The organism is Actinomadura madurae (assembly GCF_047130825.1).
GTDB lineage: Bacteria > Actinomycetota > Actinomycetes > Streptosporangiales > Streptosporangiaceae > Spirillospora > Spirillospora madurae.
The window spans coordinates 9,169,834-9,192,792 of sequence record NZ_CP083237.1; the positions used below are offsets into that span (position 1 = coordinate 9,169,834).

21 protein-coding genes and 2 pseudogenes are annotated in these 22,959 nt (G+C 72.5%); 19 read left to right on the forward strand and 4 right to left on the reverse strand.

Features of this window, described 5'->3' with window-relative positions; all coding sequences use genetic code 11:
- Positions 1–3: 3 nt before the first annotated feature.
- The 16 genes and pseudogenes from K8Z49_RS42935 to K8Z49_RS43010 all read left to right on the forward strand — a co-directional run bounded on the left by K8Z49_RS42935 (position 4) and on the right by K8Z49_RS43010 (position 14,401).
- The gene (locus K8Z49_RS42935) at positions 4–1,158 is read left to right on the forward strand and encodes a globin domain-containing protein (protein ID WP_021599797.1); all 1,155 of its coding nucleotides are present in this window, start codon (positions 4–6) and stop codon (positions 1,156–1,158) included.
- Positions 1,159–1,163: 5 nt separating this feature from the next.
- On the forward strand, positions 1,164–1,832 hold the full coding sequence (locus K8Z49_RS42940) for a DivIVA domain-containing protein (RefSeq protein ID WP_021599798.1): 669 nt from the start codon (positions 1,164–1,166) through the stop codon (positions 1,830–1,832).
- 76 nt (positions 1,833–1,908) lie between these two features.
- Complete coding sequence (ftsY, locus tag K8Z49_RS42945; protein WP_024935311.1) at positions 1,909–3,063, forward strand: signal recognition particle-docking protein FtsY; 1,155 nt, start codon at positions 1,909–1,911, stop codon at positions 3,061–3,063.
- 169 nt (positions 3,064–3,232) lie between these two features.
- A complete protein-coding gene (locus K8Z49_RS42950) occupies positions 3,233–4,576 on the forward strand; it encodes an ammonium transporter (RefSeq protein ID WP_024935310.1) in 1,344 nt (447 codons plus the stop codon).
- 3 nt (positions 4,577–4,579) lie between these two features.
- Positions 4,580–4,918, forward strand: coding sequence for a P-II family nitrogen regulator (locus K8Z49_RS42955; protein ID WP_021600195.1), 339 nt, complete (start codon positions 4,580–4,582; stop codon positions 4,916–4,918).
- An 8-nt stretch (positions 4,919–4,926) separates the two neighbouring features.
- The gene (locus K8Z49_RS42960; RefSeq protein WP_412516853.1) at positions 4,927–7,536 is read left to right on the forward strand and encodes an ACT domain-containing protein; all 2,610 of its coding nucleotides are present in this window, start codon (positions 4,927–4,929) and stop codon (positions 7,534–7,536) included.
- A gap of 107 nt (positions 7,537–7,643) precedes the next feature.
- Positions 7,644–9,230, forward strand: a complete 1,587-nt coding sequence (gene ffh / locus K8Z49_RS42965; RefSeq protein ID WP_412516854.1) for a signal recognition particle protein — start codon at positions 7,644–7,646, stop codon at positions 9,228–9,230.
- Between the two features lie 230 nt (positions 9,231–9,460).
- Entirely contained in the window at positions 9,461–9,910 is a 450-nt protein-coding gene (gene rpsP, locus K8Z49_RS42970; protein WP_021598306.1) for a 30S ribosomal protein S16, read from the forward strand.
- Between the two features lies 1 nt (position 9,911).
- Positions 9,912–10,154: an RNA-binding protein gene (locus K8Z49_RS42975; RefSeq protein WP_021598307.1), complete on the forward strand. Its 243-nt coding sequence runs from the start codon at positions 9,912–9,914 to the stop codon at positions 10,152–10,154.
- Positions 10,155–10,164: 10 nt separating this feature from the next.
- A complete protein-coding gene (gene rimM, locus K8Z49_RS42980; RefSeq protein ID WP_412516855.1) occupies positions 10,165–10,677 on the forward strand; it encodes a ribosome maturation factor RimM in 513 nt (170 codons plus the stop codon).
- Positions 10,674–10,892, forward strand: a pseudogene (locus K8Z49_RS42985) (tRNA (guanosine(37)-N1)-methyltransferase TrmD); the annotation flags it as partial. The gene rimM and the pseudogene K8Z49_RS42985, both read left to right, overlap by 4 nt.
- Before the next feature lie 294 nt (positions 10,893–11,186).
- Positions 11,187–11,753 (forward strand): annotated as a pseudogene (gene trmD, locus K8Z49_RS42990) (tRNA (guanine(37)-N(1))-methyltransferase); the annotation flags it as partial.
- A gap of 118 nt (positions 11,754–11,871) precedes the next feature.
- Positions 11,872–12,222, forward strand: coding sequence for a 50S ribosomal protein L19 (gene rplS / locus K8Z49_RS42995; protein WP_021598310.1), 351 nt, complete (start codon positions 11,872–11,874; stop codon positions 12,220–12,222).
- A gap of 166 nt (positions 12,223–12,388) precedes the next feature.
- Positions 12,389–13,288 carry a signal peptidase I gene (lepB, locus tag K8Z49_RS43000; protein WP_021598311.1) on the forward strand — a complete coding sequence of 300 codons (900 nt, stop codon included), beginning with the start codon at positions 12,389–12,391 and terminating at the stop codon, positions 13,286–13,288.
- 58 nt (positions 13,289–13,346) lie between these two features.
- Positions 13,347–14,072: a ribonuclease HII gene (locus tag K8Z49_RS43005; protein WP_021598312.1), complete on the forward strand. Its 726-nt coding sequence runs from the start codon at positions 13,347–13,349 to the stop codon at positions 14,070–14,072.
- Positions 14,069–14,401 carry a DUF2469 domain-containing protein gene (locus K8Z49_RS43010; protein ID WP_021598313.1) on the forward strand — a complete coding sequence of 111 codons (333 nt, stop codon included), beginning with the start codon at positions 14,069–14,071 and terminating at the stop codon, positions 14,399–14,401. Before K8Z49_RS43005 ends, K8Z49_RS43010 begins: the two co-directional genes overlap by 4 nt.
- Before the next feature lie 147 nt (positions 14,402–14,548).
- On the opposite strand, the gene dprA is transcribed toward K8Z49_RS43010, so the two are convergent.
- Genes dprA through K8Z49_RS43025 form a run of 3 tightly spaced genes read right to left on the reverse strand, consistent with a single transcriptional unit; the run spans position 14,549 to position 17,619 of the window.
- Positions 14,549–15,712: a DNA-processing protein DprA gene (gene dprA / locus K8Z49_RS43015; RefSeq protein WP_412516856.1), complete on the reverse strand. Its 1,164-nt coding sequence runs from the start codon at positions 15,710–15,712 to the stop codon at positions 14,549–14,551.
- Positions 15,709–17,265, reverse strand: a complete 1,557-nt coding sequence (locus K8Z49_RS43020) for a YifB family Mg chelatase-like AAA ATPase (protein WP_021598315.1) — start codon at positions 17,263–17,265, stop codon at positions 15,709–15,711. The genes dprA and K8Z49_RS43020 overlap by 4 nt, the downstream gene beginning before the upstream one ends.
- Complete coding sequence (locus K8Z49_RS43025; RefSeq protein WP_111833549.1) at positions 17,266–17,619, reverse strand: YraN family protein; 354 nt, start codon at positions 17,617–17,619, stop codon at positions 17,266–17,268. It lies immediately after the preceding gene.
- 155 nt (positions 17,620–17,774) lie between these two features.
- Here K8Z49_RS43025 and K8Z49_RS43030 point away from each other — a divergent pair, with 155 nt between their 5' ends.
- Positions 17,775–18,689, forward strand: coding sequence for a tyrosine recombinase XerC (locus K8Z49_RS43030; RefSeq protein ID WP_244938929.1), 915 nt, complete (start codon positions 17,775–17,777; stop codon positions 18,687–18,689).
- 1,206 nt (positions 18,690–19,895) lie between these two features.
- On the opposite strand, the gene K8Z49_RS43035 is transcribed toward K8Z49_RS43030, so the two are convergent.
- Entirely contained in the window at positions 19,896–20,582 is a 687-nt protein-coding gene (locus tag K8Z49_RS43035; RefSeq protein WP_412516857.1) for a murein hydrolase activator EnvC family protein, read from the reverse strand.
- 388 nt (positions 20,583–20,970) lie between these two features.
- Between K8Z49_RS43035 and rpsB the strand changes: the two genes are divergently transcribed.
- Together rpsB and tsf are read left to right on the forward strand one after the other, a co-directional pair.
- On the forward strand, positions 20,971–22,011 hold the full coding sequence (rpsB, locus tag K8Z49_RS43040; protein WP_412516858.1) for a 30S ribosomal protein S2: 1,041 nt from the start codon (positions 20,971–20,973) through the stop codon (positions 22,009–22,011).
- Positions 22,012–22,094: 83 nt separating this feature from the next.
- Complete coding sequence (gene tsf / locus K8Z49_RS43045) at positions 22,095–22,931, forward strand: translation elongation factor Ts (RefSeq protein ID WP_021594778.1); 837 nt, start codon at positions 22,095–22,097, stop codon at positions 22,929–22,931.
- The last annotated feature ends 28 nt before the right edge of the window (positions 22,932–22,959 follow it).

Sequence of the window (22,959 nt, forward strand, 5' to 3'; positions counted from 1 at the left end):
CGCATGGACACACAGCGACTGAAGGACAGCTTCGACCGGGTCGCCGGAGAAGGCGACGCCGTGGCGCTGTTCTTCTACTCCGACCTCTTCGTCCGCAACCCGCACCTGCGCGACATGTTCCCGATCGGGATGAGCGGCCAGCGCGACAAGCTGCTGCGCGCCCTCGGCCATATCGTGTCCCGGGTGGACGACCTGCCCGCCCTCGTCCCGTTCCTCCAGCAGCTCGGCCGCGACCACCGCAGGTTCGGCATCGTCGCCGAGCACTACCCGCATGTGGGGGCCAGCCTCCTCGCCACCCTGCGGCACTTCTCCGGGACGGCCTGGACCGACGAGGTCGAGGGCGACTGGAACGCCGCCTACAGCCTCGTCGCCAAGGTGATGCTGGAGGCCGCCGACGAGAACGCCCTCAGCAGCCCCGCCTGGTGGAACGGCCACGTCGTCGCGGTCGAGCGGCGCCGGTTCGACATCAGCGTCCTGCGCGTCCAGCCCGACCGGCCCCTGCCGTACCTGCCCGGCCAGTCGGTGGCCCTGGAGGTGCCGTCCCGGCTGCGGCACTGGCGCTACTACTCGATGGCGAACGCCCCGCGGCCCGACCAGACCGTCGACTTCCACGTCCGGCTGGTGGACGGCGGGCCGGTGAGCCCCGTGCTGGTCCGCGGGACCGACGCCGGCGACCGGGTCCGCATGGGCGCGCCCATCGGCACTCTCACGCTGGACGAGGCGTCCGGGCGGGACGTCCTGCTGATCGCGGGCAGCACCGGCCTGGCGCCGCTCAAGGCGATCCTGGAGCAGATCGCGCACCGTCCGGCCCCACCGCCGCGCGTGCACCTGTTCTTCGGCGCCCGCACCAGGGACGGCCTCTACGACCTGGAGGACCTGACCAAGCTGGGCGGTGAGTTCCCCTGGCTCACCGTCGTCCCGGCCGTGTCGGACGAGTCCGGCGGGCACGGCTTCTCCTCGCTGCTCCAGGGCGGGGACGGCGACGTCGAGCACGGGAACCTGTCCGACGTGGTCGCCAGGCGCGGCCCCTGGGACGGCCACGACGCCTACGTATGCGGCCCGTCCGCCATGGTCGGGCACACCGTCGAGCAGCTGACGCGGCTCGGCGTCCCGCGCGACCGCATCCGCCTGGAAACCTTCGCAGACGCACAGAGGTGAGCGCCTTGAACTCCCCGAACCTTCCCGTCGTCTCCGAGGGCTCGCGGCTGACCCCGGGCGAGCTCCACTCGGTGGTGTTCGCCAGGGCGGCCCTCGGGCGCCGCGGATACGACGAGGAGCAGGTCCGCAACTTCCTGCAGTACGTGGAGAGGGAACTCGTCCAGATCTTCACCGACAGGGCCGCCCTGGCCGACGAGGTGAACCGGCTGCGCGCCCAGGCGGCCAAGGGCACCCGCGGCGTGATGGCGCCCGAGGACGCCCACTTCCAGGCCGTCCGCATCCTGTCCCAGGCCCAGCAGACCGCCGACCTGTACGTGGCGGACGCCGAGCGCTACACCCGCGAGCTGGCCCACGAGGCGCGCCTGCACCGGGAGGCGATCCTGTCCGACGCCAAGGGACGTGCCGAGCAGCTCCTGGAGGACGCCCACCGCAAGGCCGCCGCCGTCGCCGACGCGGCCGTCCGCCACGCCGAGCAGGCCGCGCCGCCCGCCCCCGGTCCGGCGTCCCTCCCGGACGACGAGCGCCGCGCCATGGAACGGGAGATCGCCTACCTGCGCACCTACAGCGACGTCTACCGCACCCACCTGCGCTCGTACCTGGAGGCCCTCCTGCGCAACGTCGACGAGTGGGAGTCGTCCGAGCGGGCATCCCTCCCCGGGCGGATGCCAGACTGACCGGTCAGGCCCACGGGAGCTCCAGGGATCGCCCGCCTGGGTGGGCACTAGCATCTTCTGGAAAACTGGGGGCGCTATGGAATATGTGATCGTCATCGCCGCGCTGGCGGTAGTCGCGTTGATCGCCGGCGGTATCGCGCTCCTGCGGCCGGGGCGGACCCGCCCGCGCCCGCCCGCCGAGCCGCCCGCGGACCGGACCGGCGGGGCCACCGCCGCCGGCGAGGCGGAGGCCGGCGCCCCCACGATCGAGAAGGCGCCGCCGACCGAGGTGCCGCCGCCGCGGCCCACGGTCGAGATCGAGCGTCCGCCGCCGGGGGCGGGCCGGCTCGTCCGGCTGCGCGCGCGGCTCGCCCGGTCGCAGAACACCTTCGGCAAGACCCTCCTCGGCCTGCTGTCGCGCGACACGCTCGACGAGGACGCCTGGGAGGAGATCGAGGACACGCTGATCACCGCCGACATGGGCACCTCGGTGGCCCGGCAGGTCACCGACGACCTGCGGACCCGGGTCCAGGTCCTCGGCACGCGCAGCCCGGCGGAGGTCCGGGAGCTGCTCAAGCAGGAGCTGGTCAAGCAGATCGGCCCCGATCTGGACCGCTCCCTGCGCACCGAGGCGCCCGGGGACCGCCCCGCCGTGCTCATGGTCGTCGGCGTGAACGGCACCGGCAAGACGACCACCTGCGGCAAGCTCGGCCGCGTCCTCGTCGGCGACGGGAACACCGTCCTGCTGGGCGCCGCCGACACCTTCCGCGCCGCCGCCGCCGACCAGCTGGAGACCTGGGGGACGCGGGTGGGCGCGCAGGTCGTCCGCAAGGACGAGGGCGCCGACCCCGCCAGCGTCGCGTTCGACGCCGTCAAGCAGGGCATCGATACCAAGGTCGACGCGGTGATCATCGACACCGCCGGGCGGCTGCACACCAAGACCGGGCTGATGGACGAGCTCGGCAAGGTCAAGCGCGTCGTGGAGAAGCAGGCCACGGTGGACGAGGTCCTGCTCGTCCTGGACGCGACGACCGGCCAGAACGGCATGCAGCAGGCCCGCGTCTTCGCCGAGGTCGTCAACGTCACCGGCGTCGTGCTGACGAAGCTGGACGGCACCGCGAAGGGCGGCATCGTCGTCCAGGTGCAGCGGGAGCTGGGCGTCCCGGTCAAGCTCGTCGGCCTCGGGGAGGGGCCGGACGACCTCGCGCCGTTCGAGCCCGAGGCCTTCGTGGACGCCATCCTGGGCGAGTAATAACGGCCTCCTGTCACACAAATACGGCATGTGAGGATTTGGAAACACCGGTGAAACACACCGGGAGCGGTTTTCACACCCTGGAAACGTACGGGTCCCTCGGGTGAAATCGCCGAGGTCGAGTCTCTGAGCAGTTCGAAGTTCCTGGCGAGGAGGGACTCTCTCAGAGATGAAGATCGATAGCGGTAGTACCGCCTGGATGCTGACGAGCACCGCGCTCGTCCTGCTGATGACACCCGGGCTCGCCTTCTTCTACGGAGGCATGAGCCGGGCCAAGAGCGTGCTCAACATGATGATGATGAGCTTCGTCAGCATCGCCGTGGTGGGCATGGCGTGGGTCGTCTACGGCTACTCCCTCACGTTCTCCTCCGGCGGCGGGCTCAGCTCGTTCATCGGAGGGTTCGGAGACTGGGGCCTGGTCGGCCTGGAGACCGCGGCGACGGCCGACGACGGAACGGGCATCCCGCAGCTGGTGTTCGTGGCGTTCCAGGCGACGTTCGCCATCATCACCGTCGCCCTGATCAGCGGCGCGGTGGCGGACCGCGCCAAGTTCGGGGCCTGGGTCGTGTTCGCCGTCGTCTGGGCGACGCTCGTGTACTTCCCGATCGCCCACTGGGTGTGGTGGTCCGACGGCGAGGAGGGCGGCAAGGCCGGCTGGCTGTTCGACCTCGGCGCGCTCGACTTCGCGGGCGGCACGGTCGTGCACATCAACGCCGGCGTCGCGGCGCTCGCGCTGGCGATCGTCCTCGGCAAGCGCAAGGGCTGGCCGAAGGAGCCGATGCGCCCGCACAACCTGCCGTTCGTCCTGCTCGGGGCCGGTCTGCTGTGGTTCGGCTGGTTCGGGTTCAACGCCGGGTCCGCGCTGTCGGCCGGCGCCACCTCGGCCGTCGCGTTCGTCAACACGCTCGCCGCGACCTGCGCCGCCGCGTTCGGCTGGATCATCGTGGAGAAGCTGCGGGACGGCGCGTCCACCACGCTCGGCATCGCGTCCGGCGTCGTCGCCGGGCTGGTCGCCATCACCCCGGCCTGCGCGTTCATCACCCCGCTCGGGGCCATCGTCCTCGGTCTCATCGCCGGCGCGGTCTGCGCGTTCGCGGTCGGCCTCAAGTACAAGCTCGGCTACGACGACTCGCTCGACGTGGTCGGCGTCCACATGGTCGGCGGCATCGTCGGCGCCCTGCTGATCGGCTTCCTGGCCACCACCGCGGTGAACGACGCGGGCGCCGACGGGCTGCTCGCGGGCGGCGGGTTCTCGCTGCTCGGCAAGCAGGCGGTCGCCGTCCTCGCGACCCTCGCCTACTCGTTCGTCGTCACCTTCGTGATCGCGAAGGTGATCGACCTGATCATGGGCTTCCGGATCAGCGAGGAGGACGAGGCCACCGGCATCGACAGCACGGCTCACGCGGAGACCGCCTACGACTTCGGCACCATCCGCGCCGGCGGCTCCGGTGCGAGCGTCGCGGCGCCCCCGGCCCCGGTCTCCGGGGACGCGGCGAAGAAGGTGGAGGCTTAAGCCATGAAGCTCATCACGGCGGTCATCAAGCCGTTCAAACTGGACGAGGTCAAGAAGGCCCTGGAGACCTTCGGGGTCAAGGGCATGACCGTCAGCGAGGCCAGCGGCTACGGCCGGCAGAAGGGCCACACCGAGGTCTACCGCGGCGCCGAGTACCAGGTCGACCTGGTGCCCAAGCTGCGCATCGAGGTCCTCGTCGAGGCCGAGGACGCCGACGACATCATCGACGTGATCGTCAAGGCGGCCCGCACCGACAAGATCGGCGACGGCAAGGTGTGGGCCGTCCCGGTCGACACCGTGGTCCGCGTCCGCACCGGCGAGACCGGTCCGGACGCCCTCTAGGGACCCCGGTGACCCTCGCCCGCCCGCCGGCCGGAGGCCGGGCCCCCGCGCCCGCACCGGCCGGCGGCAATGGAACGGCGGACACCGCGCGGGCGGCCCTGGCGAGAGCGCGGGCCGCCCGCGCCGCCGAGCTGGACCGGTGGCTGGCCGACCTGCTGGCCGCCGGCCCCGTCCCGGACGGCGTCGCCCTCGTGGCGGTCGGCAGCCACGCCCGCCGCGAGCTGACCCCCGGCGGCGACCTCGACCTCGTCCTGCTGCACCGCGGCCTGGCCGGCGTCGCCGCCCTCGCCGACCGCGTCTGGTACCCGGTCTGGGACTCCGGGACCAGGCTCGACCACTCCGTCCGCACCGTGCACGAGGCCCGCACCGTGGCGCGCGGCGACATGAAGGCCGCGCTCGGCCTGCTGTCGGCCCGCCGGATCGCCGGGGACCACGCGCTCGTGGACGAGTTGCGCGCCGCCGTCCTCACGGACTGGCGCGCCGACGCGCCCGCCCGGCTCAACGAGCTGTCGGCGATGTGCCGCGACCGCTGGGAGGCCCAGGGCGAGCTGGCCTTCCTGCAGGAACCCGACCTGAAGGAGGCCCACGGCGGCCTCCGGGACGTGCACGTCATGCACGCCGTCGCCGCCTCCTGGGTGGCTTCCGCCCCGGACGCCCGGGTCCGGTCCGCCCACGACCTGCTCCTCGACGTCCGGCACGCCCTGCACGAGGTGACGGGCCGCTCCTCGGACCGCCTCGTCCTTCAGGAGAAGCAGGCCGTGGCCGAGACCCTCGGTCTCCTGGACGCCGACGTCCTGCAGCGCTCGATCGCGGAAGCGGCCCGCACGATCACCTACGCGGCCTCCCACCTGTGGCGCCGCGTGGACCGCTTCACCAGAACCCGAGCCAGCACCGCCCGCCCCACCCCATCCACCGCCCAACCACCCACCACCGCCCCGCACGCCGCCGCTCCGGACGCCGCCACTCTGCACGCCGCCGCTCTGCACGCCGCCGCTCCGGACGCCGCCGCTCCGGACGCCGCCGCTCCGAAGGCAGCCGCTCCGGACGCCGCCGAGTTGAAGGCCGCCGGTTCGAAGGCCGCCGACCCGAGCAAAGAGGGACCGGGCGCCGCCGGGCCGAGCGCCGCCGTCCCGAGCAAGGGGGCTTCGGGCTTCGGGCGGGTCGGCGCGGACGGGCGTGGCGAGCGGCGGCCGGTGGGGGACGGGGCCGTGGAGTACGAGGGCGAGGTCGTCCTCGCGCGGAACGCGGACCTGAACGACCCGGCGCTCGTCCTGCGGCTCGCCGCCGCCGCCGCGCAGGCGGGCCTGCCGCCCGCCCCCGCCACCGTCGCGCGGCTGGCCGAGCGCGCGGTGCTGCCCCGCGACCCGTGGCCCGCCGAGGCCCGCCACGCCCTCGTCTCCCTGCTCGGCGCCGGCCCCGCGGCCATCGCCGTCTGGGAGGCCCTCGACCAGGCCGGGCTGATCGTCCGGCTGCTGCCCGACTGGGAGCGCGTCCGGAACCGGCCGCAGCGCAACCCCGTCCACCGCTTCACCGTGGACCGCCACCTGGTGGAGACCGCCGCGGGCGCCGCCGCCCTGACCCGCGAGGTGGCCCGCCCCGACCTGCTGCTGGTCGGCGCCCTCCTGCACGACATCGGCAAGGGCTGGCCCGGCGACCACTCCACCGGCGGCGCCGTCGTCGCGCGCGACATCGGCGCCCGCCTCGGCTTCCCCGAGGAGGACGTGCGCGTCCTCGAAACGCTCGTCCGGCACCATCTGCTGCTGCCCGAGACCGCCACCCGCCGCGACATCGACGACCCGGTGACGATCCAGACCGTCACGGAAGCCGTCGCGGAGGTGCCGGGCCGGGAGCGCGAGCTCCTCGACCTCCTCGCCGCCCTGGCGATCGCCGACGGCGGCGCCACCGGGCCCGCCGCCTGGGGCCCCTGGAAGGCCGGGCTCGTCGCCGAGCTCGCCCGCCGCGCCGCCGCGGCCCTCGCCGGCGGCACCCCGCCGCCCGCGCCCGCCCTGGCCCCCGGCCACCTCGCCCTGGCCCGCCACGACGGTGCCGCCGTCCGCGTCGCGGGCTCCCGGATCACCATCGCCGCGCCCGACCGGCCCGGCCTCCTGTGGCGCGCCGCGGGCGTCCTCGCCCTCCACCGCCTGGCCGTCAAGACCGCCCGGACGACGTCCTCCCTCGACGGCGAGGGGGACACGGCCGTCCTGGACTTCACGGCCGTCCCCGAGTACGGGACGCCGCCGGATCCGGCCAGCCTGGAGGCGGACCTGCGGCGGATGCTCGCCGGCCGGCTCGACGTCGCCGCCCGCCTGGAGCGGCGGGCGCGGTCCGTGCGGGCGCGGCCCGGGATCACCGTGCCGCCGCCGCGCGTCATGATCGTCCCGGACGCGTCGCGGACCGCCACCGTCGTCGAGGTGCGGGCGCACGACCGGCCCGGCCTGCTGTGGCGGATCGGCCAGGCGTTCGGGGCGTGCGGCGTCCAGATCCGCGCGGCGCAGGTGGACACCCTCGGCGCCGAGGCGGTGGACGTCTTCTACGTGGTGGACGGGCAGGGCCGCCCGCTGGAGGACCCGGCCGCGGCGGCCGCCGTCCGGGACGAGGTGCTGGCGGCGCTCCGCTGACGCGGACGCCCCCGCCGGAAAAGGGCCGGCGAGACGGGCGGGGACCCGCCGGCGACCCGATACGCTGATAGGCGATCCCAGAAGCTTTCCAAGGACGGTCCAGACACGTGTTCGAGACGCTCTCCGACCGGTTGACGACGGTCTTCTCGTCGCTGCGCAGCAAGGGCCGGCTCTCCGAGGCCGACATCAACGCGACCGCCCGCGAGATCCGGATCGCCCTGCTCGAGGCCGACGTCGCGCTCCCCGTGGTCAAGGACTTCATCGCGCAGGTCAAGGAGCGGGCGCGGGGCTCGGAGGTCTCGCAGGCGCTGAACCCGGCGCAGCAGGTCGTCAAGATCGTCAACGAGGAGCTCATCAACATCCTCGGCGGCGAGACCCGGCGGATCCGGCTGGCCAAGACGCCGCCCACCGTGATCATGCTCGCCGGCCTGCAGGGCGCCGGCAAGACCACCCTCGCCGGCAAGCTGGCCCGCTGGCTGAAGCAGGAGGGCCACACGCCGCTGCTGGTGGCCGCCGACCTCCAGCGCCCGAACGCCGTCCAGCAGCTGGAGGTCGTCGGCGAGCGCGCCGGGGTGCCGGTCTTCGCGCCCGAGCCGGGCAGCGGCGTCGGCGACCCGGTCGACGTCGCGCGCCGGTCGATCGACCAGGCCCGGCACGCCCTGCACGACGTCGTCGTCATCGACACCGCGGGCCGGCTCGGCATCGACGCCGAGATGATGCAGCAGGCCATCGACATCCGCGACGCCGTCGAGCCCGACGACGTGCTGTTCGTCGTCGACGCCATGGTCGGCCAGGACGCCGTCAACACCGCCCAGGCCTTCATGGAGGGCGTCGGCTTCGACGGCGTCGTCCTCACCAAGCTCGACGGCGACGCCCGCGGCGGCGCGGCCCTGTCGGTCCGGCACATCACCGGCCGCCCCATCATGTTCGCCTCGACGGGCGAGAAGCTGGAGGACTTCAGCGTCTTCCACCCGGACCGCATGGCGGGCCGGATCCTCGACATGGGCGACATCCTCACCCTGATCGAGCAGGCCGAGCAGGCGTTCGACGCCGAGCAGGCCGAGAAGATGTCCAGCAAGTTCGCCTCGGGCGAGGACTTCACGCTGGAGGACTTCCTCGAGCAGATGATGATGATCCGCAAGCTCGGCCCGATCGGCAACCTGCTCGGAATGATGCCGGGCATGGGGCAGGTCCGCGACCAGATCAGCCAGATCGACGACCGCGACCTGGACCGGATCGCCGCGATCATCCGCTCGATGACCCCGCAGGAGCGCTCCCAGCCCAAGATCATCAACGGCTCCCGACGGGCCCGCATCGCCAAGGGCTCCGGCGTCGGTGTCGGCGAGGTCAACAGCCTCGTCACCCGCTTCTTCGACGCGCAGAAGATGATGCGGCAGATGGCCGGCGGCATGGGCCTGCCCGGCATGCCCGGCGGGCGCAAGAAGGCCGCCAAGGCGGCGAAGGCGGCCAAGAACAAGAAGGGCAAGCAGCGCAGCGGCGACCCGCGCAAGCGCGCCGCCGGCAAGGACGGCCGCCCGGACCAGCAGCAGCAGCCCGCCGCCGACGGCGTGCCCCAGGGCCTCCCGCCCGGCCTCGGCGGCAAGGGCGGCCTGCCCCCGGGCCTCGGCGGCCAGCTCCCGCCCGGTTTCCAGATGCCCGACCTCGGCAAGCTCCAGGGCCGCAAGAAGAAGTGACCGCCCTGCTCGCCCGGGCTTCGCGGGCCCGCCGCGGGCCGGGCGACACCCGGTTGAGCGATTGCGCTTTCACGCCGAACGTCTGGCAGAATGACAGGCTGGAAACCCGGACTCGCGAGGCGCCCTCTCTCGTCCTGCGCGACCGGAGTCCATCGGACGGCCGTGAGCCGGTGTTCCCCACCTGGCACGGGCCCGTCCACCCAGTGATGAAGTTGGAGTACACCACACCCGTGGCAGTCAAGATCAAGCTCAAGCGTCTGGGGAAGATCCGGAACCCGCAGTACCGGATCGTCGTCGCCGACGCCCGCACCAAGCGTGACGGGCGCGCCATCGAGGAGATCGGGCTCTACCAGCCCAAGCAGGAGCCGTCGCTCATCAAGATCGACTCCGAGCGCGCGCAGTACTGGCTCGGCGTCGGCGCGCAGCCGACCGAGCCCGTGCTCAACCTGCTGAAGATCACCGGCGACTGGCAGAAGTTCAAGGGCGAGCCGGGCGCCGAGGGCACCCTCAAGGTCGCCGAGCCGAAGGCCGACAAGAAGGCCGCGTTCGAGGCCGCCGTCAAGGAGTCGCTGGGCGACGACGCGGCCTCCGGCACCGCGACCCGGGGCAAGAAGAAGGCCGAGCCGAAGAAGTCCGAGGCGAAGGCCACCGAGAACGACGAAGCCAAGAGCGAGGGCTGACGTGCTCGAAGAAGCGCTCGAGCACCTGGTCCGCGGGATCGTGGAGAACCCGGACGACGTCCGGGTCCGCGCCCGCCGGATCAGGGGCGGCCGGGTCCTCGAGGTGCGCGTGCACCCCGAGGACCTCGGAAAGGTCATCGGCCGCAGCGGTCGCACCGCCAAGGCCCTCCGCACGGTGATCAGCGCCCTGTCCGGGGGCCGCTACGTGCGTGTCGACCTCCTCGATGTCAACGAGGTCCGCTGAGAGTGTCCCGATGAGCGAACCGCTCGTGGTGGGACGGATCGGACGGCCGCACGGGGTCCGCGGCGAGGTCACCATCGACGTCCGCACGGACGAGCCGGGCTCCCGGTTCGCCGTCGGCGCGACGGTCGCCACCGACCCCTCCACCGCCGGTCCGCTCACCGTCGAGCGGGCACGCTGGCATTCGGGACGCCTGCTCGTGCGCTTCGCCGGGATCGGCGACCGCGACGCCGCGGAGCAACTGCGCGGCATCTGGCTCGTCGTCGGCCCCGGCGACATCCCCCCGTCCGCCGACCCCGACGACTTCCACGACCAGGAACTGATCGGGCTCGCCGTGGTCACCGCGGACGGGACCGATGTCGGCCAGGTCTCCGGCGTCCTCCACCACGGCCAGGACCTCCTGGTCGTGCGCGGCGCCGGCGGGGAGAAGCTCGTCCCGTTCGTGGCGGCGCTCGTCCCGGAGGTGGACGTCCCCGGGGGGCGGCTCGTGATCGACCCGCCCCCCGGCCTGCTCGACGAATCATGAAAATCGACATCGTCACGATCTTCCCCGAGTACTTCGCCCCCCTGGAGATCTCCCTCCTGGGCAAGGCGCGGCGCGCCGGGATCCTGGACGTCCACGTCCACGACCTGCGCGCCTGGACCCACGACCGCCACCGCACCGTCGACGACACCCCGTACGGCGGCGGCCCCGGCATGGTCATGAAACCCACCCCCTGGGGCGAGGCCCTCGACGCCCTCGTCCCCCCACCGGGCGAGCCGTCAGCCGGCCCGCGTCCGGAGGAGGCACCCCACGGCACCCTGCCGTCCGACCGGCCGCAGGACGGCGGCGCGTCGTCCGACCCGACAGATGCGGGCGGCCTGCCAGCGGGTTCACGTTCGGAGGGGACGTCCCTGAGCGGCGTCTCGTCCGACCGGTCACATGCGGGCGGCCCGCCGTCCGGCGACGCGGCACAAGGCGCATCGGCGTCCGGTGACGGGCGGTCTCTCGGCGACCCGTCATCTCGGATGCCTGCCGGCGATGTCCCGTCCCCTGCGTCCCCGGCCGGGTCGGTTCCGCGGTTGATCATTCCGACGCCGAGCGGGCGGCCGTTCACCCAGGCCGACGCGGTCCGCTACGCCGCGGAGCCGTGGCTGGTGTTCGCGTGCGGGCGCTACGAGGGCATCGACTCCCGGGTCGCCGAGGAGGCCCGCACCCGGATGCCGGTGGACGAGGTCAGCCTCGGCGACTTCGTCCTCGCCGGCGGGGAGGTCGCGGTCCTCGTCATGGTGGAGGCGATCGGGCGCCTGCTGCCGGGCGTCCTCGGCAACGCCGACTCCGCCGCCGACGACTCCTTCGCCCCCGGCGCCATGGAGTCGCTGCTGGAAGGGCCCGTCTACACCAAACCCCCGGTCTGGCGCGACCGGGCCGTCCCCGACGTCCTGCTGTCGGGACACCACGGGGCGATCGCCCGCTGGCGGCGTGACGAGGCGCTCCGGCGGACGGCGCGGCACCGTCCCGAACTGCTCGACCGCCTCGACCGCGAGGCCCTGGACGAACGCGACCGGGCCGTCCTGCGGGAGGCCGGTTTTCCGGTTGACGGCGAAGATATGGCAGACTAGAGCGTCCGTGCGCGTAGGCCGCACGGCACCCCAAGACCACTTTCCGCGGCGCGACGCCCCCACGAACGATCCACCGGGGCCTCTCGACGCCCGCGTTCGACCATGAGGAACGGCTGCGATGCACACCCTGATCCAGGAGATCGAGAAGGCCGCGATGCGCGCCGACATCCCGGACTTCCGTCCGGGAGACACGCTGAAGGTGCACGTGCGCGTCACCGAGGGCAACCGGAGCCGTATCCAGGTCTTCCAGGGCGTGGTGATCCGGCGGCAGGGCGGCGGCGCCCGCGAGACCTTCACCGTCCGCAAGGTCAGCTACAGCGTCGGCGTCGAGCGGACGTTCCCGCTCAACAGCCCCTCCATCGACAAGATCGAGGTCGTCACCCGCGGCGACGTCCGCCGCGCCAAGCTCTACTACCTGCGCAACCTGCGCGGCAAGGCCGCGCGCATCAAGGAGAAGCGCGACCACTGAGCCGATGACGACGACGCCCCGGGAACCCGCAGCGGTGACCGGGGCGTTGCCCGTTCCGGACGGAGCCGATCGCCGGCACCCCGCCGACACGCCCGCGCGCGGCGCCCGGCGGGCCCGGCGCCGCTAGGCTTTCGCTCTGATGACTGACGAGGACGATCGGAGAGACGTGCGATCCGAAGCCGAGGGCTCGGTGCCCGAAGAGAAGGAGCCCGCGAACTCGGCCGACGAGGCGGCCGACGGCTCCGAGGACGAGGGCAGGCGCAAGAAGAAGAAGCAGGGATCGTTCTGGAAAGAGCTCCCGGTCCTCATCGTCGTCGCCGTCGTCCTGGCCCTCGTCATCAAGGCGTTCGCGGTCCAGGCGTTCTACATCCCGTCCGGCTCCATGGAGAACACCCTCCAGGTCGGCGACCGCGTCCTCGTCAACAAGATCGTCTACCACACGCGCGACATCGCCCGCGGTGACGTCATCGTCTTCAACGGGCTCGACTCCTGGGACCCAGAGGTCCAGGTCGAGGAGCCCGGCAACCCCGTCTCCAAGGTCCTGCGCGCGATCGGGACCGCCTTCGGCGTGGCGCCCAACGAGAAGGACTACATCAAGCGCGTCATCGGCATCCCCGGCGACCGCGTCAAATGCTGCGACGCCAAGGGCCGCGTCACCGTCAACGGCGTCCCGCTCGACGAGAAGTCCTACATCTTCACCGACCCGGTCACGCGCGAGCAGAACAAGCCGTCCAACGACCCCTTCGACGTCACCGTGAAGCCGGGCCAGCTGTGGGTCATGGGCGACCACCGCGAGCTGTCCTACGACTCCCGCTCGCACCGCGGCGACCCCGGCGGCGGCACCATCCCGATCGACCGCGTCATCGGCCGCGCGTTCGTCATCGTCTGGCCCCTGGACCGCATGGGGACGCTGCCGATCCCCGGCACCTTCAAACAGCAGGGCCTGGAGAAACCGGCCGCCGCCGCCCTCCCCGCCACGCCGTACGCCCTCGGCTTCCTCGGCGCCCTCCCCATCGCCTACCTGCGGCGCCGCCACCGGAGGAGACGCGGCACGGTTGTGACATAAGGCCGCAAGGGGGCGTTCTGTGGGCGACCGGGGGCGGTCGGGTCGTACGCTGCGGAGCATGAGGGATCGTCCGCTTCGCTTCACTCCGCGCCGCGACGCGGGGCTGTTCGCGTACGAGCGCGCGCTGGCCCACGCCGGGTTCAGCCCCGTCGCCGGCGTCGACGAAGCGGGCCGGGGCGCCTGCGCGGGACCGATGGTCGTCGGCGCGGTGATCCTCCAGGGCGGGCGCGGCAGGATCGACGGCCTCACCGACTCCAAACTCCTCACGCCCGCCCGCCGCGAGGCGCTCTACACGGAGATCACCGAACGCGCGCACGCGTGGAGCGCGGTCATCATCCCCTGCCATGACATCGACAGGATCGGCCTGCACCGATGCAACATCACCGGGATGCGGCGGGCCCTCGCCGCCCTGGACCGGCGGCCCGCCTACGTGCTCAGCGACGGTTTCCCCGTCCCCGGCCTGGACGTCCCCGGCCTCGCGATGATCAAAGGGGACCAGGTCGCGGCCTGCGTGGCCGCGGCGTCCATCATCGCCAAGGTCACCCGAGACCGCATCATGGTGGAACTCCACGAGCGCTACCCCGAGTACGGCTTCGACGTCCACAAGGGCTACGTGACCCGCGCGCACGGCAAGGCGCTCGCCGAGCACGGCCCCTGTCCGGAACATCGGTTCTCCTACGTCAACGTCGGGCGTGCCTTGCGGAACAATGGGGATGTGGTCCTGGAGGAGGAGACCGAGGGGGAACTCCCCGGCGAGGACCGCACGGAGGGGGCACGAGCGTGAGCGCCGAGGATCTCGAGAAGTACGAGACCGAGATGGAGCTTCAGCTCTATCGCGAGTACCGCGACGTCCTCGGCCTGTTCACCTACGTCGTGGAGACCGAGCGCCGCTTCTACCTGACGAACTCGGTCGACCTCCAGGTGCGCAGCGTCGACAACGGCGAGGTCTTCTTCGAGGTCACGATGCAGGACGCCTGGGTCTGGGACATGTACCGCCCGGCCCGCTTCGTCAAGAACGTCCGCGTCGTCACCTTCAAAGACGTCAACGTCGAAGAACTCGCCAAAAGCGACTTCGAACTCCCCTCAGACCAACACCCTCCAATAAACCCCTAATTTCCACCCACCCAAGCCCCGCCCCCATCCGAGCCTCGACCGAGGCGGCGGCGATGGAACGGTGGCTGGAGTTCGCCGAGACCTGGGGCGTCTGGCGGGAGGCGGGAGCGTCCGGCGTTGTCGGTGAGCAGGGTGGTGGGGGGTGGGTCATTGTTCGGGGGGTGGGGTGGGGCCGGTGGGGGATTTGGCGGATTTTGTTAGGCGCCAGCCGGCTGGGGTGCGTTCGATGAAGCCGGCGGCGGCCAGGAGGCCGAGCTTGGCGTTGACGGTGTTCAGGTCGACGCCCGCCTTGACCGCGAGCTGGGCGGGGCCGGTCGCGCCGCGCGCCGGGAAGGCCTCCAGGACGCAGCGGGTGACCGGCTCCAGGCGGTCGCGGGGGAGGACGGGGGTGTCCGGTGGTGGCGCCAGGTCGTCGCCGATGAGACCCACCGCCTCGACGATCTCCTCGGAGCGCGTCACCAGCGTGGTGCCCTCCTCGCGCAGGAGGCGGTGGCAGCCGACCGAGGACCGGGACGTGATCGGGCCGGGCACCGCCATGACGACGCGGCCGAGCTTGGCCGCCCAGCCGGCGGTGTTGAGCGCGCCGCTGCGCGCCTCCGCCTCGACGATGACGGTGCCCCGGGAGAGGGCGGCGATCACCCGGTTGCGGACGAGGAACCGGAGGCGGTGCGGATGGGTGCCCGGCGGCGACTCGCTCACCAGCAGCGACCGCCGTGCCATCTCGGCGAAGAGGCCCTCGTTGGACGCCGGGTAGGGGACGTCGACCCCGTTGGCGAGGACGGCGACGGTGGCGCCGTCGGCGGCCAGCGAGCCGCGGTGGGCGGCCGCGTCGATGCCCAGGGCGCCGCCGGAGATCACCGTCCAGCCCGCGTCGGCGAGTTCGGAGGCGAAGTCGGCGGCGGCGCGCAGGCCGTAGGGGGACGCGGCGCGGGAACCGACGACGGCGACCGAGCGCAGGCAGCCGTAGCGCAGATCGACCGGGCCCTGGAGCCAGAGCGCGTACGGCCGGCCGGTGCCGAGATCGTCGAGAGTCGTCGGCCATTCGGGGTCTCCGGGGCAGACGAGCCGGCCGCGGAACCGGGCGCAGACGGCCATGTCCTGGTCTGGTTCCGCGGCGATGAGGCGGATCCGCCAGGCGTCGAGCCGCCGGGCCTCCTTCGGAGCGGCGGGCACACCTTCCGGGACCCGGGCGCCCCGGATCGCCTCCAGCGCCCCTTCCGGGCCGCAGTGGTCGATGATCCGGTTGAGGAAGGTGTCGCCGGGCTCGGCGACCGCGGTCAGGGTGGCGCGGGCGGTTCGCTCGTCGCTCATTGGCGCCCCGCCGACCACAGGGTGAGCGCGCCGCCGATGTCGTCCGGGCCCGGTTCGTCGTGGCCGGCGAGGTCGGCGATCGTCCACGCGACCCGCAGGACCCGGTCGAGGCCGCGGGCGCTCAGCGTCCCCCGCTGCAGGGCGTCGTCGGCGGCCCGCATCGCCTCCTGCGGCGGGGTGAACCGGCGGCGCAGCTCCGGCCCGGGGACCTCGGCGTTCGACCGCCATGGGGTTCCGGCCAGGCGTCTGAGCGTCCGCTCCCTGGCGAGCAGGACGCGTTCGGCCACGATCTTGCTCGACTCGGCGAACTCCAGGTCGTAGCGGAGTTCGGCCCGGCTGGCCGGGGCCAGCTCCAGCTTGAGGTCGACGCGGTCGAGCAGCGGCCCGGACACGCGGGTCGCGTACTTGCGGCGGATGCCGGGTGCGCAGGAGCAGTCGATCTGCTTCGCCGCGGCGCACGGGCACGGGTTCGCGGCGAGGACGAGCGTGAACCGCGCGGGGAAGTGCGCCATGCCCTCGATGCGGGTGATCCGCACCTCGCCCTCTTCGAGGGGCTGGCGGAGGGCGTCGAGCGTTCCGAGCTGGAACTCGGGGGCCTCGTCCAGGAAGAGGATCCCGCGGTGTGCGAGGGACACGGCGCCGGGTTGGAGGACCCGGCCCGAACCCCCGCCGACCATCGATGCGCGGGAGGCGGTGTGGTGCGGCGCGTAGAACGGCGGCTGGGTGATCAGCGGCTGGCCGGGCCGGAGCGTCCCGGCCACGGAGTGGATCGCGGTGACCTCCAGCGCGATCTCGGGTTCGAGGGGCGGCATCAGCGTCGGCAGCCGCTCCGCCAGCATCGTCTTGCCGCAGCCCGGCGGGCCGGCGAAGAAGAGGTGATGCCCTCCCGCGGCGCTGATCTCCAGAGCGCGGCGGGCCTCGGCCTGGCCGCGGACGTCCGCCAGGTCCAGGTCGGGTGGAATCTCCTGCTGGCGCAGAGCGAACCCGTTCATCGGGGAGCCGAGGGCGTCCTCCTCGTCCTCCTCCTCGATGGGTGGCGGCTCGTCGCGCAGCAGGCAGAGGAGCCCGCGCAGGTTACGCGCGGACAGGACCTCCATGCCCGGGACGAGTTCGGCCTCCGCGGCGTTCTGGCTCGGGACGACGACCGTGCGGCAGCCGCGGTTGGCCGCGGCCAGGACGGCGGGCAGGACCCCCTGGATGGGACGGAGGCGGCCGTCCAGCCCGAGCTCGCCGATCAGCACGAGCCCCGCGCAGCTACGGGCGGGGACCACTTCCGCCGCCGCGAGCAGGGCCACGGCTATGGCGACATCGAAGGTCGAACCCTTCTTGGGCATGCTCGCCGGGAACAGCGAGACCGTGACGTGCCTGTTGGGCCAGTCCTCGCCCGAGTTGAAGACTGCCGCGCGGACCCGGTCGCGGGCCTCGCTGAGCGCGGTGTCGGGAAGGCCGACCAGGTGGAGGCCGGGGACGCCGCTGGTGATGGCGGCCTCGACGTCCACGACGAAGCCGTCCACCCCGACCAGGGACACCGAGCGCGTCTTCGCGAGCGTCATCTAGCACACCTCCCGCAGGTGGTCGATCGAGAAGCGGTCGCCGTCGCCGGTCAGGCCGAGGACGTCGACCCGAATGGACACGCCGCCGACCCCGTTCGCGGCGGCCCACCGCCAGGCCAGCCGCCGTAACCGGGCGGCCTTGTCGCCGGTGATGGCTTCGAGGGGGTCGCCGAACCTGGCCGAGCGGCGGGTCTTCACCTCGCAGACCACGTGCCTTCGCCCGTCATGGGCGACGATGTCCAGCTCGCCTTCGCGGCACCGCCAGTTGCGGTCGAGGATCGTCCAGCCGAGGCCGGCCAGGTATTCGGCCGCGGCGTCCTCGCCGCGGCGGCCGAGGTTGATGTGGGCGTTCATGGGCCTCACCTCCGGCCTTCGACACTGGCCGACCGTCACGGTGCGTAGCCGAGAAACGACAACCTGTGGATAACCGCGGGAACAAGCTCGGCAGATCGCTCGAAACCGGGGTGCGGTGCTTGCTTCGGCCGGGGCTGTGGCGCAGCGTGACGCCTGTGACCGAGCCGCTGGAGGACGCCGTCTCCGAGTTCGGGCGCCATCTGCGCGCCGAACGGGACGTCTCGCCGCACACCCTGCGCGCCTATCTCGGTGATCTGGCCGACCTGTGCGCCTACGCCGCGGTCACCGGGGTCACCGAACCGGCCGAACTGGACGTCTCGTTGCTGCGTGCGTGGCTGGCCCGTCAGCACGCCATGGGACGGTCACGCGCGACCCTGGCCCGCCGTACGGCCGCAGTCAGAGCCTTCACCCGCCACCTACACCGGCGGGGGCTCCTCGAAGACGACCCGGGCTTGCTCTTGGGCACGCCCAAACGACGGCGCGACCTTCCCGACGTGCTCACCCAGGACGACGCCGCGCATCTCCTGGACACCATGGACGCCCAAGGCCCGCTCGGTCTGCGCGACCTGGCCGTCCTGGAGGTGCTCTACGGGACCGGCGTCCGAGTCAGCGAACTGTGCGGACTCGACATCGACGATCTTGACACCGGCCGCCGGACTATCCGCGTCTTCGGCAAGGGCGGACGTGAGCGCACGGTCCCCGTCGGCGAACCCGCCGTCCGCGCCGTCCAGGACTGGCTGCGCGCCGGACGCCCCGCGCTCGTGACCGAGGACAGCGGCCCCGCCCTCTTCCTCGGTGCCCGCGGCGGACGTCTCCACCCGACGAGCGCCCGCCGCATCGTCCACTCGCGGATCTCCGAGGTAGGCCAGGTCCCGGATCTCAGCCCCCACGGGCTGCGCCACAGCGCGGCCACCCACCTGCTCGAAGGCGGCGCCGACCTGCGAAGCGTCCAAGAAATCCTGGGCCACGCCTCCTTGCAGACCACGCAGATCTACACCCACGTATCAGCCGACCGCCTCAAACAAGTCCACCGCCAAGCCCACCCCCGAGGCACCCGCCCAGCCCAATAAGCCCGCCATCGCCCCCCACCCCCCGCCTCGCTGCCCACTCCGCGCCGCCGCTGCCGCCCCGGCACACCGGTGGCCTGGGCGTTTGTGCTCGGCACGCGTCCATGCTGTAGGGCCGCACCAGTCGGCCCGTTGCCGATGCGGGCCGGGCGTCCGGCGTCCGCGCGCCGCGGCCATCGTCGTCCAGGCCGACGGGCCCCGGCCCCCGCCCGCCGGCGCCCGACGCGGGCGCGGTGGCGGTGGCCGCGGCGTTAGTCAGCGCCCGGTCCGCGTCCGCGCCAGGTCTGTCGTGCCGCTCGGCCGTATGACGTTGATGTCCAGCCTGCGTCCATTTCGCGACCTGGCGGCGGGCTGGGCTCGCTGTCGGCTGGCTGCCTGTCGCGCGAGCCCGCGCCGGTCGGCTCATCGTGGGCCTGGCCGTGGTGTTGGTGCCTGGTCTGCGTCCCCGCCGAGGCCTGTCGTGCCGGTCGGCTTGTTGTCGGTCGGCCGACTGGTGTTGATGTCCGGTCTGCGGCTATGTCGCGGCTTGGCATGCGCCCGACTCGTCCTCGGCTGCCTTTCATGTCACTGTCCGGCCCGCGTGCGTGCCGCGGTCTGCCGTGCGGGTCGGTTCGTCGTGGGCCAGCCACCTCGCGTTGCTGCCCAGCACGCGTCCGCGCCGGACCTTCGCGCTGGCCGACTTGGCGTCGGCCCGCTGCCTTGCGTCGCTGCTGGCCCGCGTCTGCGCTGCGGTCTGTCGTGAAGGTCGGCCGTGGTTGACCTGTCCTTCGGTGTCGGTGCCCGGCGCGCGTGCGTACCGCGGTCTTGTTGTGCGGGTCGGCTCGTCGGGGGCTCAGTATGCGTCCGTGCCGAGGGCTCTGCGCCTGCCGCTTGGCGTCGGCCGACCGCCTTGCGTGGGTGCCGTCCGCGTCTGTGCCGCGGATTGTGGTGTGGGTCGGGTCGTCGTTGACCTGCCGCTTGGTGTTGGTGTCCGGCTCGCGTGCGTGCCGTGGTCTGTCGTGGTGGGTGGCTTGTTGGCGACCCAGCGAGCCCGAGCTGATCTGGCTTGCTGGACCTCCTTTGTTGGGGGCGTAGGGGTTGTCGTGCAGGGGCGTCGCCTGCGTGTTGGGTGGAGGTGTGTTCGTGGTCGCCGTCGGCGCGGTGGCCTGTGGGTGGGTGGTGTGGTGGACGGCCTGCCTGCCGGGTGGCCGGCGGGCAGGCCGTCTTTGGTCAGCGGGCGCGGCGTAGGTGGCGTTGGTGGGAGAGGTTGATAACGCCCGGCGGCGGGCGGCGTCTGCGGTGCAGGCGGAATCGCAGGCGGGTGCGGCGCCATACGAACGCCATTGCGAACGCCAGGACCATCCCCGTTAGGGCGCCGCCCGTTGCCGTGGTGGCGTCGCGTAGGCCCATCCTGGACGGGGAAGGCTCGGCTGGGCGTGGTTTGGGGGTGGGTTGGTCCCACTGGGGTAGGAGGCGGAATTGACGTTGGACCAGGTTCAGCGGGTTCAGGTAGAGGGCGCCACGGCGTAGCCCCCAGTGCAGGCAGGTCACGGGGCAGTGGACCCGGCCGTCCTCCAGGACACCGATGGGGGTACCGGATGCGACGCGGCGTCCCACCAGGACGCTGGGACGGACGGGCAGGTACGTGGTGCGCAGGACGCCGTGGTCGATCGCGACGACGCCGCGTCCCGCCAGGTCGCGGGCATACGAGACGCGTCCCGGCCCCGCGGCGTGGACGGTCTGGCCCGGGCGCGCCGCGAGGTCGACCCCGCGGTGCCCGGCACCCCATGGGGAGGACGGTGGCGAGAAGCCCCGCAGGACCGGCGGGGCGGACGGGCCTAAGGGCCAGCGCCAGGCGTCCGGGCCGGGCGATCCGAGGGTGATCATGCAGGTGAGGAGCAGCGTCAGCAACGTCATGCACCGCACCCTGCCGGGTGGCGGGCGGCGCCGCGAGAGGGTCCGCGAACTGTGGATAACCTCCGGGACCGATGGGGCCCGGCCACCTCCGCGCCCTGATAATCTGTAAACGTGCCCGAGAGGGCATCGGCCAGGGCCAGGCCGCCGTTGAACCGCCGCGGGCGGGGAGGCGGAAGCCGCTCGCAGAGCGGCCGGGACCCAGACTCGGAAACGGGTCACAGCCGCCTGGAGGTATCCCGGCGGCTGATTTCACGCGTCCGCATGCCACCGGAAACCATGGTGGGGCGCAGTCCCTCGGTCCGTCGCCTCGGCGACGGTGGGACCGCACCCGGGCGCAGGCAGACAACCAAATGCGGCCCGGCAGGGCCAGAGAAGGAGAGCACGGGCAATGGCACCCGTCGTCACCATGCGGCAGCTCCTGGAGAGCGGCGTCCACTTCGGCCACCAGACCCGCCGGTGGAACCCGAAGATGAAGCGCTTCATCCTCACCGAGCGCAACGGCATCTACATCATCGACCTCCAGCAGTCGCTGTCCTACATCGACCGCGCGTTCGAGTTCGTCAAGGCCACGGTGGCCCACGGCGGGACGATCCTGTTCGTCGGCACCAAGAAGCAGGCGCAGGAGTCCATCGCCGAGCAGGCCACCCGGGTCGGCATGCCCTACGTCAACCAGCGCTGGCTGGGCGGCATGCTCACGAACTTCTCCACCGTCCACAAGCGGCTCACCCGGCTCAAGGAGCTGGAGGAGATCGACTACGACGACGTGGCCGGCTCCGGCATGACCAAGAAGGAGCTTCTCGGCCTGCGCCGCGAGAAGGACAAGCTGGAGCGCACCCTCGGCGGTATCCGCGACATGGCGAAGGTTCCGAGCGCCATCTGGATCGTGGACACCAAGAAGGAGCACATCGCGGTCAACGAGGCCAAGAAGCTCGGCATCCCGGTCGTGGCGATCCTCGACACCAACTGCGACCCCGACGAGGTCGACTACCCGGTCCCGGGCAACGACGACGCCATCCGCAGCGTCAGCCTGCTGACCCGCGTGGTCGCCGACTCCGTGGCCGACGGCCTGATCGCCCGTGCGGGCGCCGCCTCCGGCGGCGACGAGAAGCCGGTCGAGGGCGCCGCCGCCGCGGGCTCCGAAGAGCCGCTGGCGGAATGGGAGCGCAACCTGCTCAAGCCGGACGAGGCGCAGCCCTCCGCGGAGGCCCCGGCGGACGCCGCCGCGACCACCGAGGGCGCGGACGCCGAGAAGGCCGACGACGCCCCGACGGCGGACGCCCCGACGGCGGACGCCCCGACGGCGGACGCCCCGAAGGCGGATGACGCTCCGAAGGCCGACGAGACCGCGAAGGCCGACGAGACCGCGAAGGCCGACGAGGCCCCGAAGGCCGACGAGGCCCCGAAGGCCGACGAGGCCGAGCAGGCTTGATCCCGCGGTCCCGGCGGCGCCCCATCGCGCCGCCGGGACCGTCGCGGGTCACACGACCAACGACGAGAGAAGCGAAGAGAGCGATGGCCAACTTCACCGCCGCTGACGTCAAGCGGCTGCGCGACCTGACGGGCTCCGGCATGATGGCCGTGAAGAACGCCCTGACCGAGGCGGACGGCGACTTCGAGAAGGCGACCGAGCTGCTGCGCCTCAAGGGCGCCAAGGACGTCGGCAAGCGCGCCGAGCGCACCGCCGCCAACGGCCTGGTCGCCGAGCACTTTGCGAACTCCGGTGACGGGGCGCTCCTGGAGCTGAACTGCGAGACCGACTTCGTCGCCAAGAACGCGCAGTTCATCGAGCTGGCCCAGCGCCTGGTCGAGTTCGCCGCCGGCAGCGGCGCCGCCGACGCCCCCGCCCTGCTGACCGCCGAGATCGAGCCCGGCACGACCGTCCAGGCCCTGATCGAGGAGAACAGCGCCAAGATCGGCGAGAAGCTGGAGCTGCGCCGCTTCGCCCACTTCCAGGGCGCCTACGTGGCGAGCTACCTGCACAAGTCCGACCCGTCCCTGCCGCCGACCACCGGCGTGCTGGTCGAGCTGGACGGCGAGAACCCCGAGGTCGCCAAGGACGTCGCCCAGCAGATCGCGGCGATGGCCCCCAAGTACCTCACCCGCGAGGAGATCCCCGCCGAGGCGGTCGAGAAGGAGCGGGCGCTCGCCGAGCAGCTCACCCGCGACGAGGGCAAGCCCGAGAAGGCGATCCCGAAGATCGTAGAGGGCCGGGTGAACGCCTACTTCCGCGACTTCGTGCTCGTGGAGCAGGCGTTCGTGAAGGACAACAAGAAGACGATCGCGAAGGTCCTCGACGAGGCCGGCGTGAAGGTCGTCCGCTTCGCCCGGTTCAAGGTCGGGCAGGCGTAAGGGCGCCGGAGACGGGCACCCGAGAGAT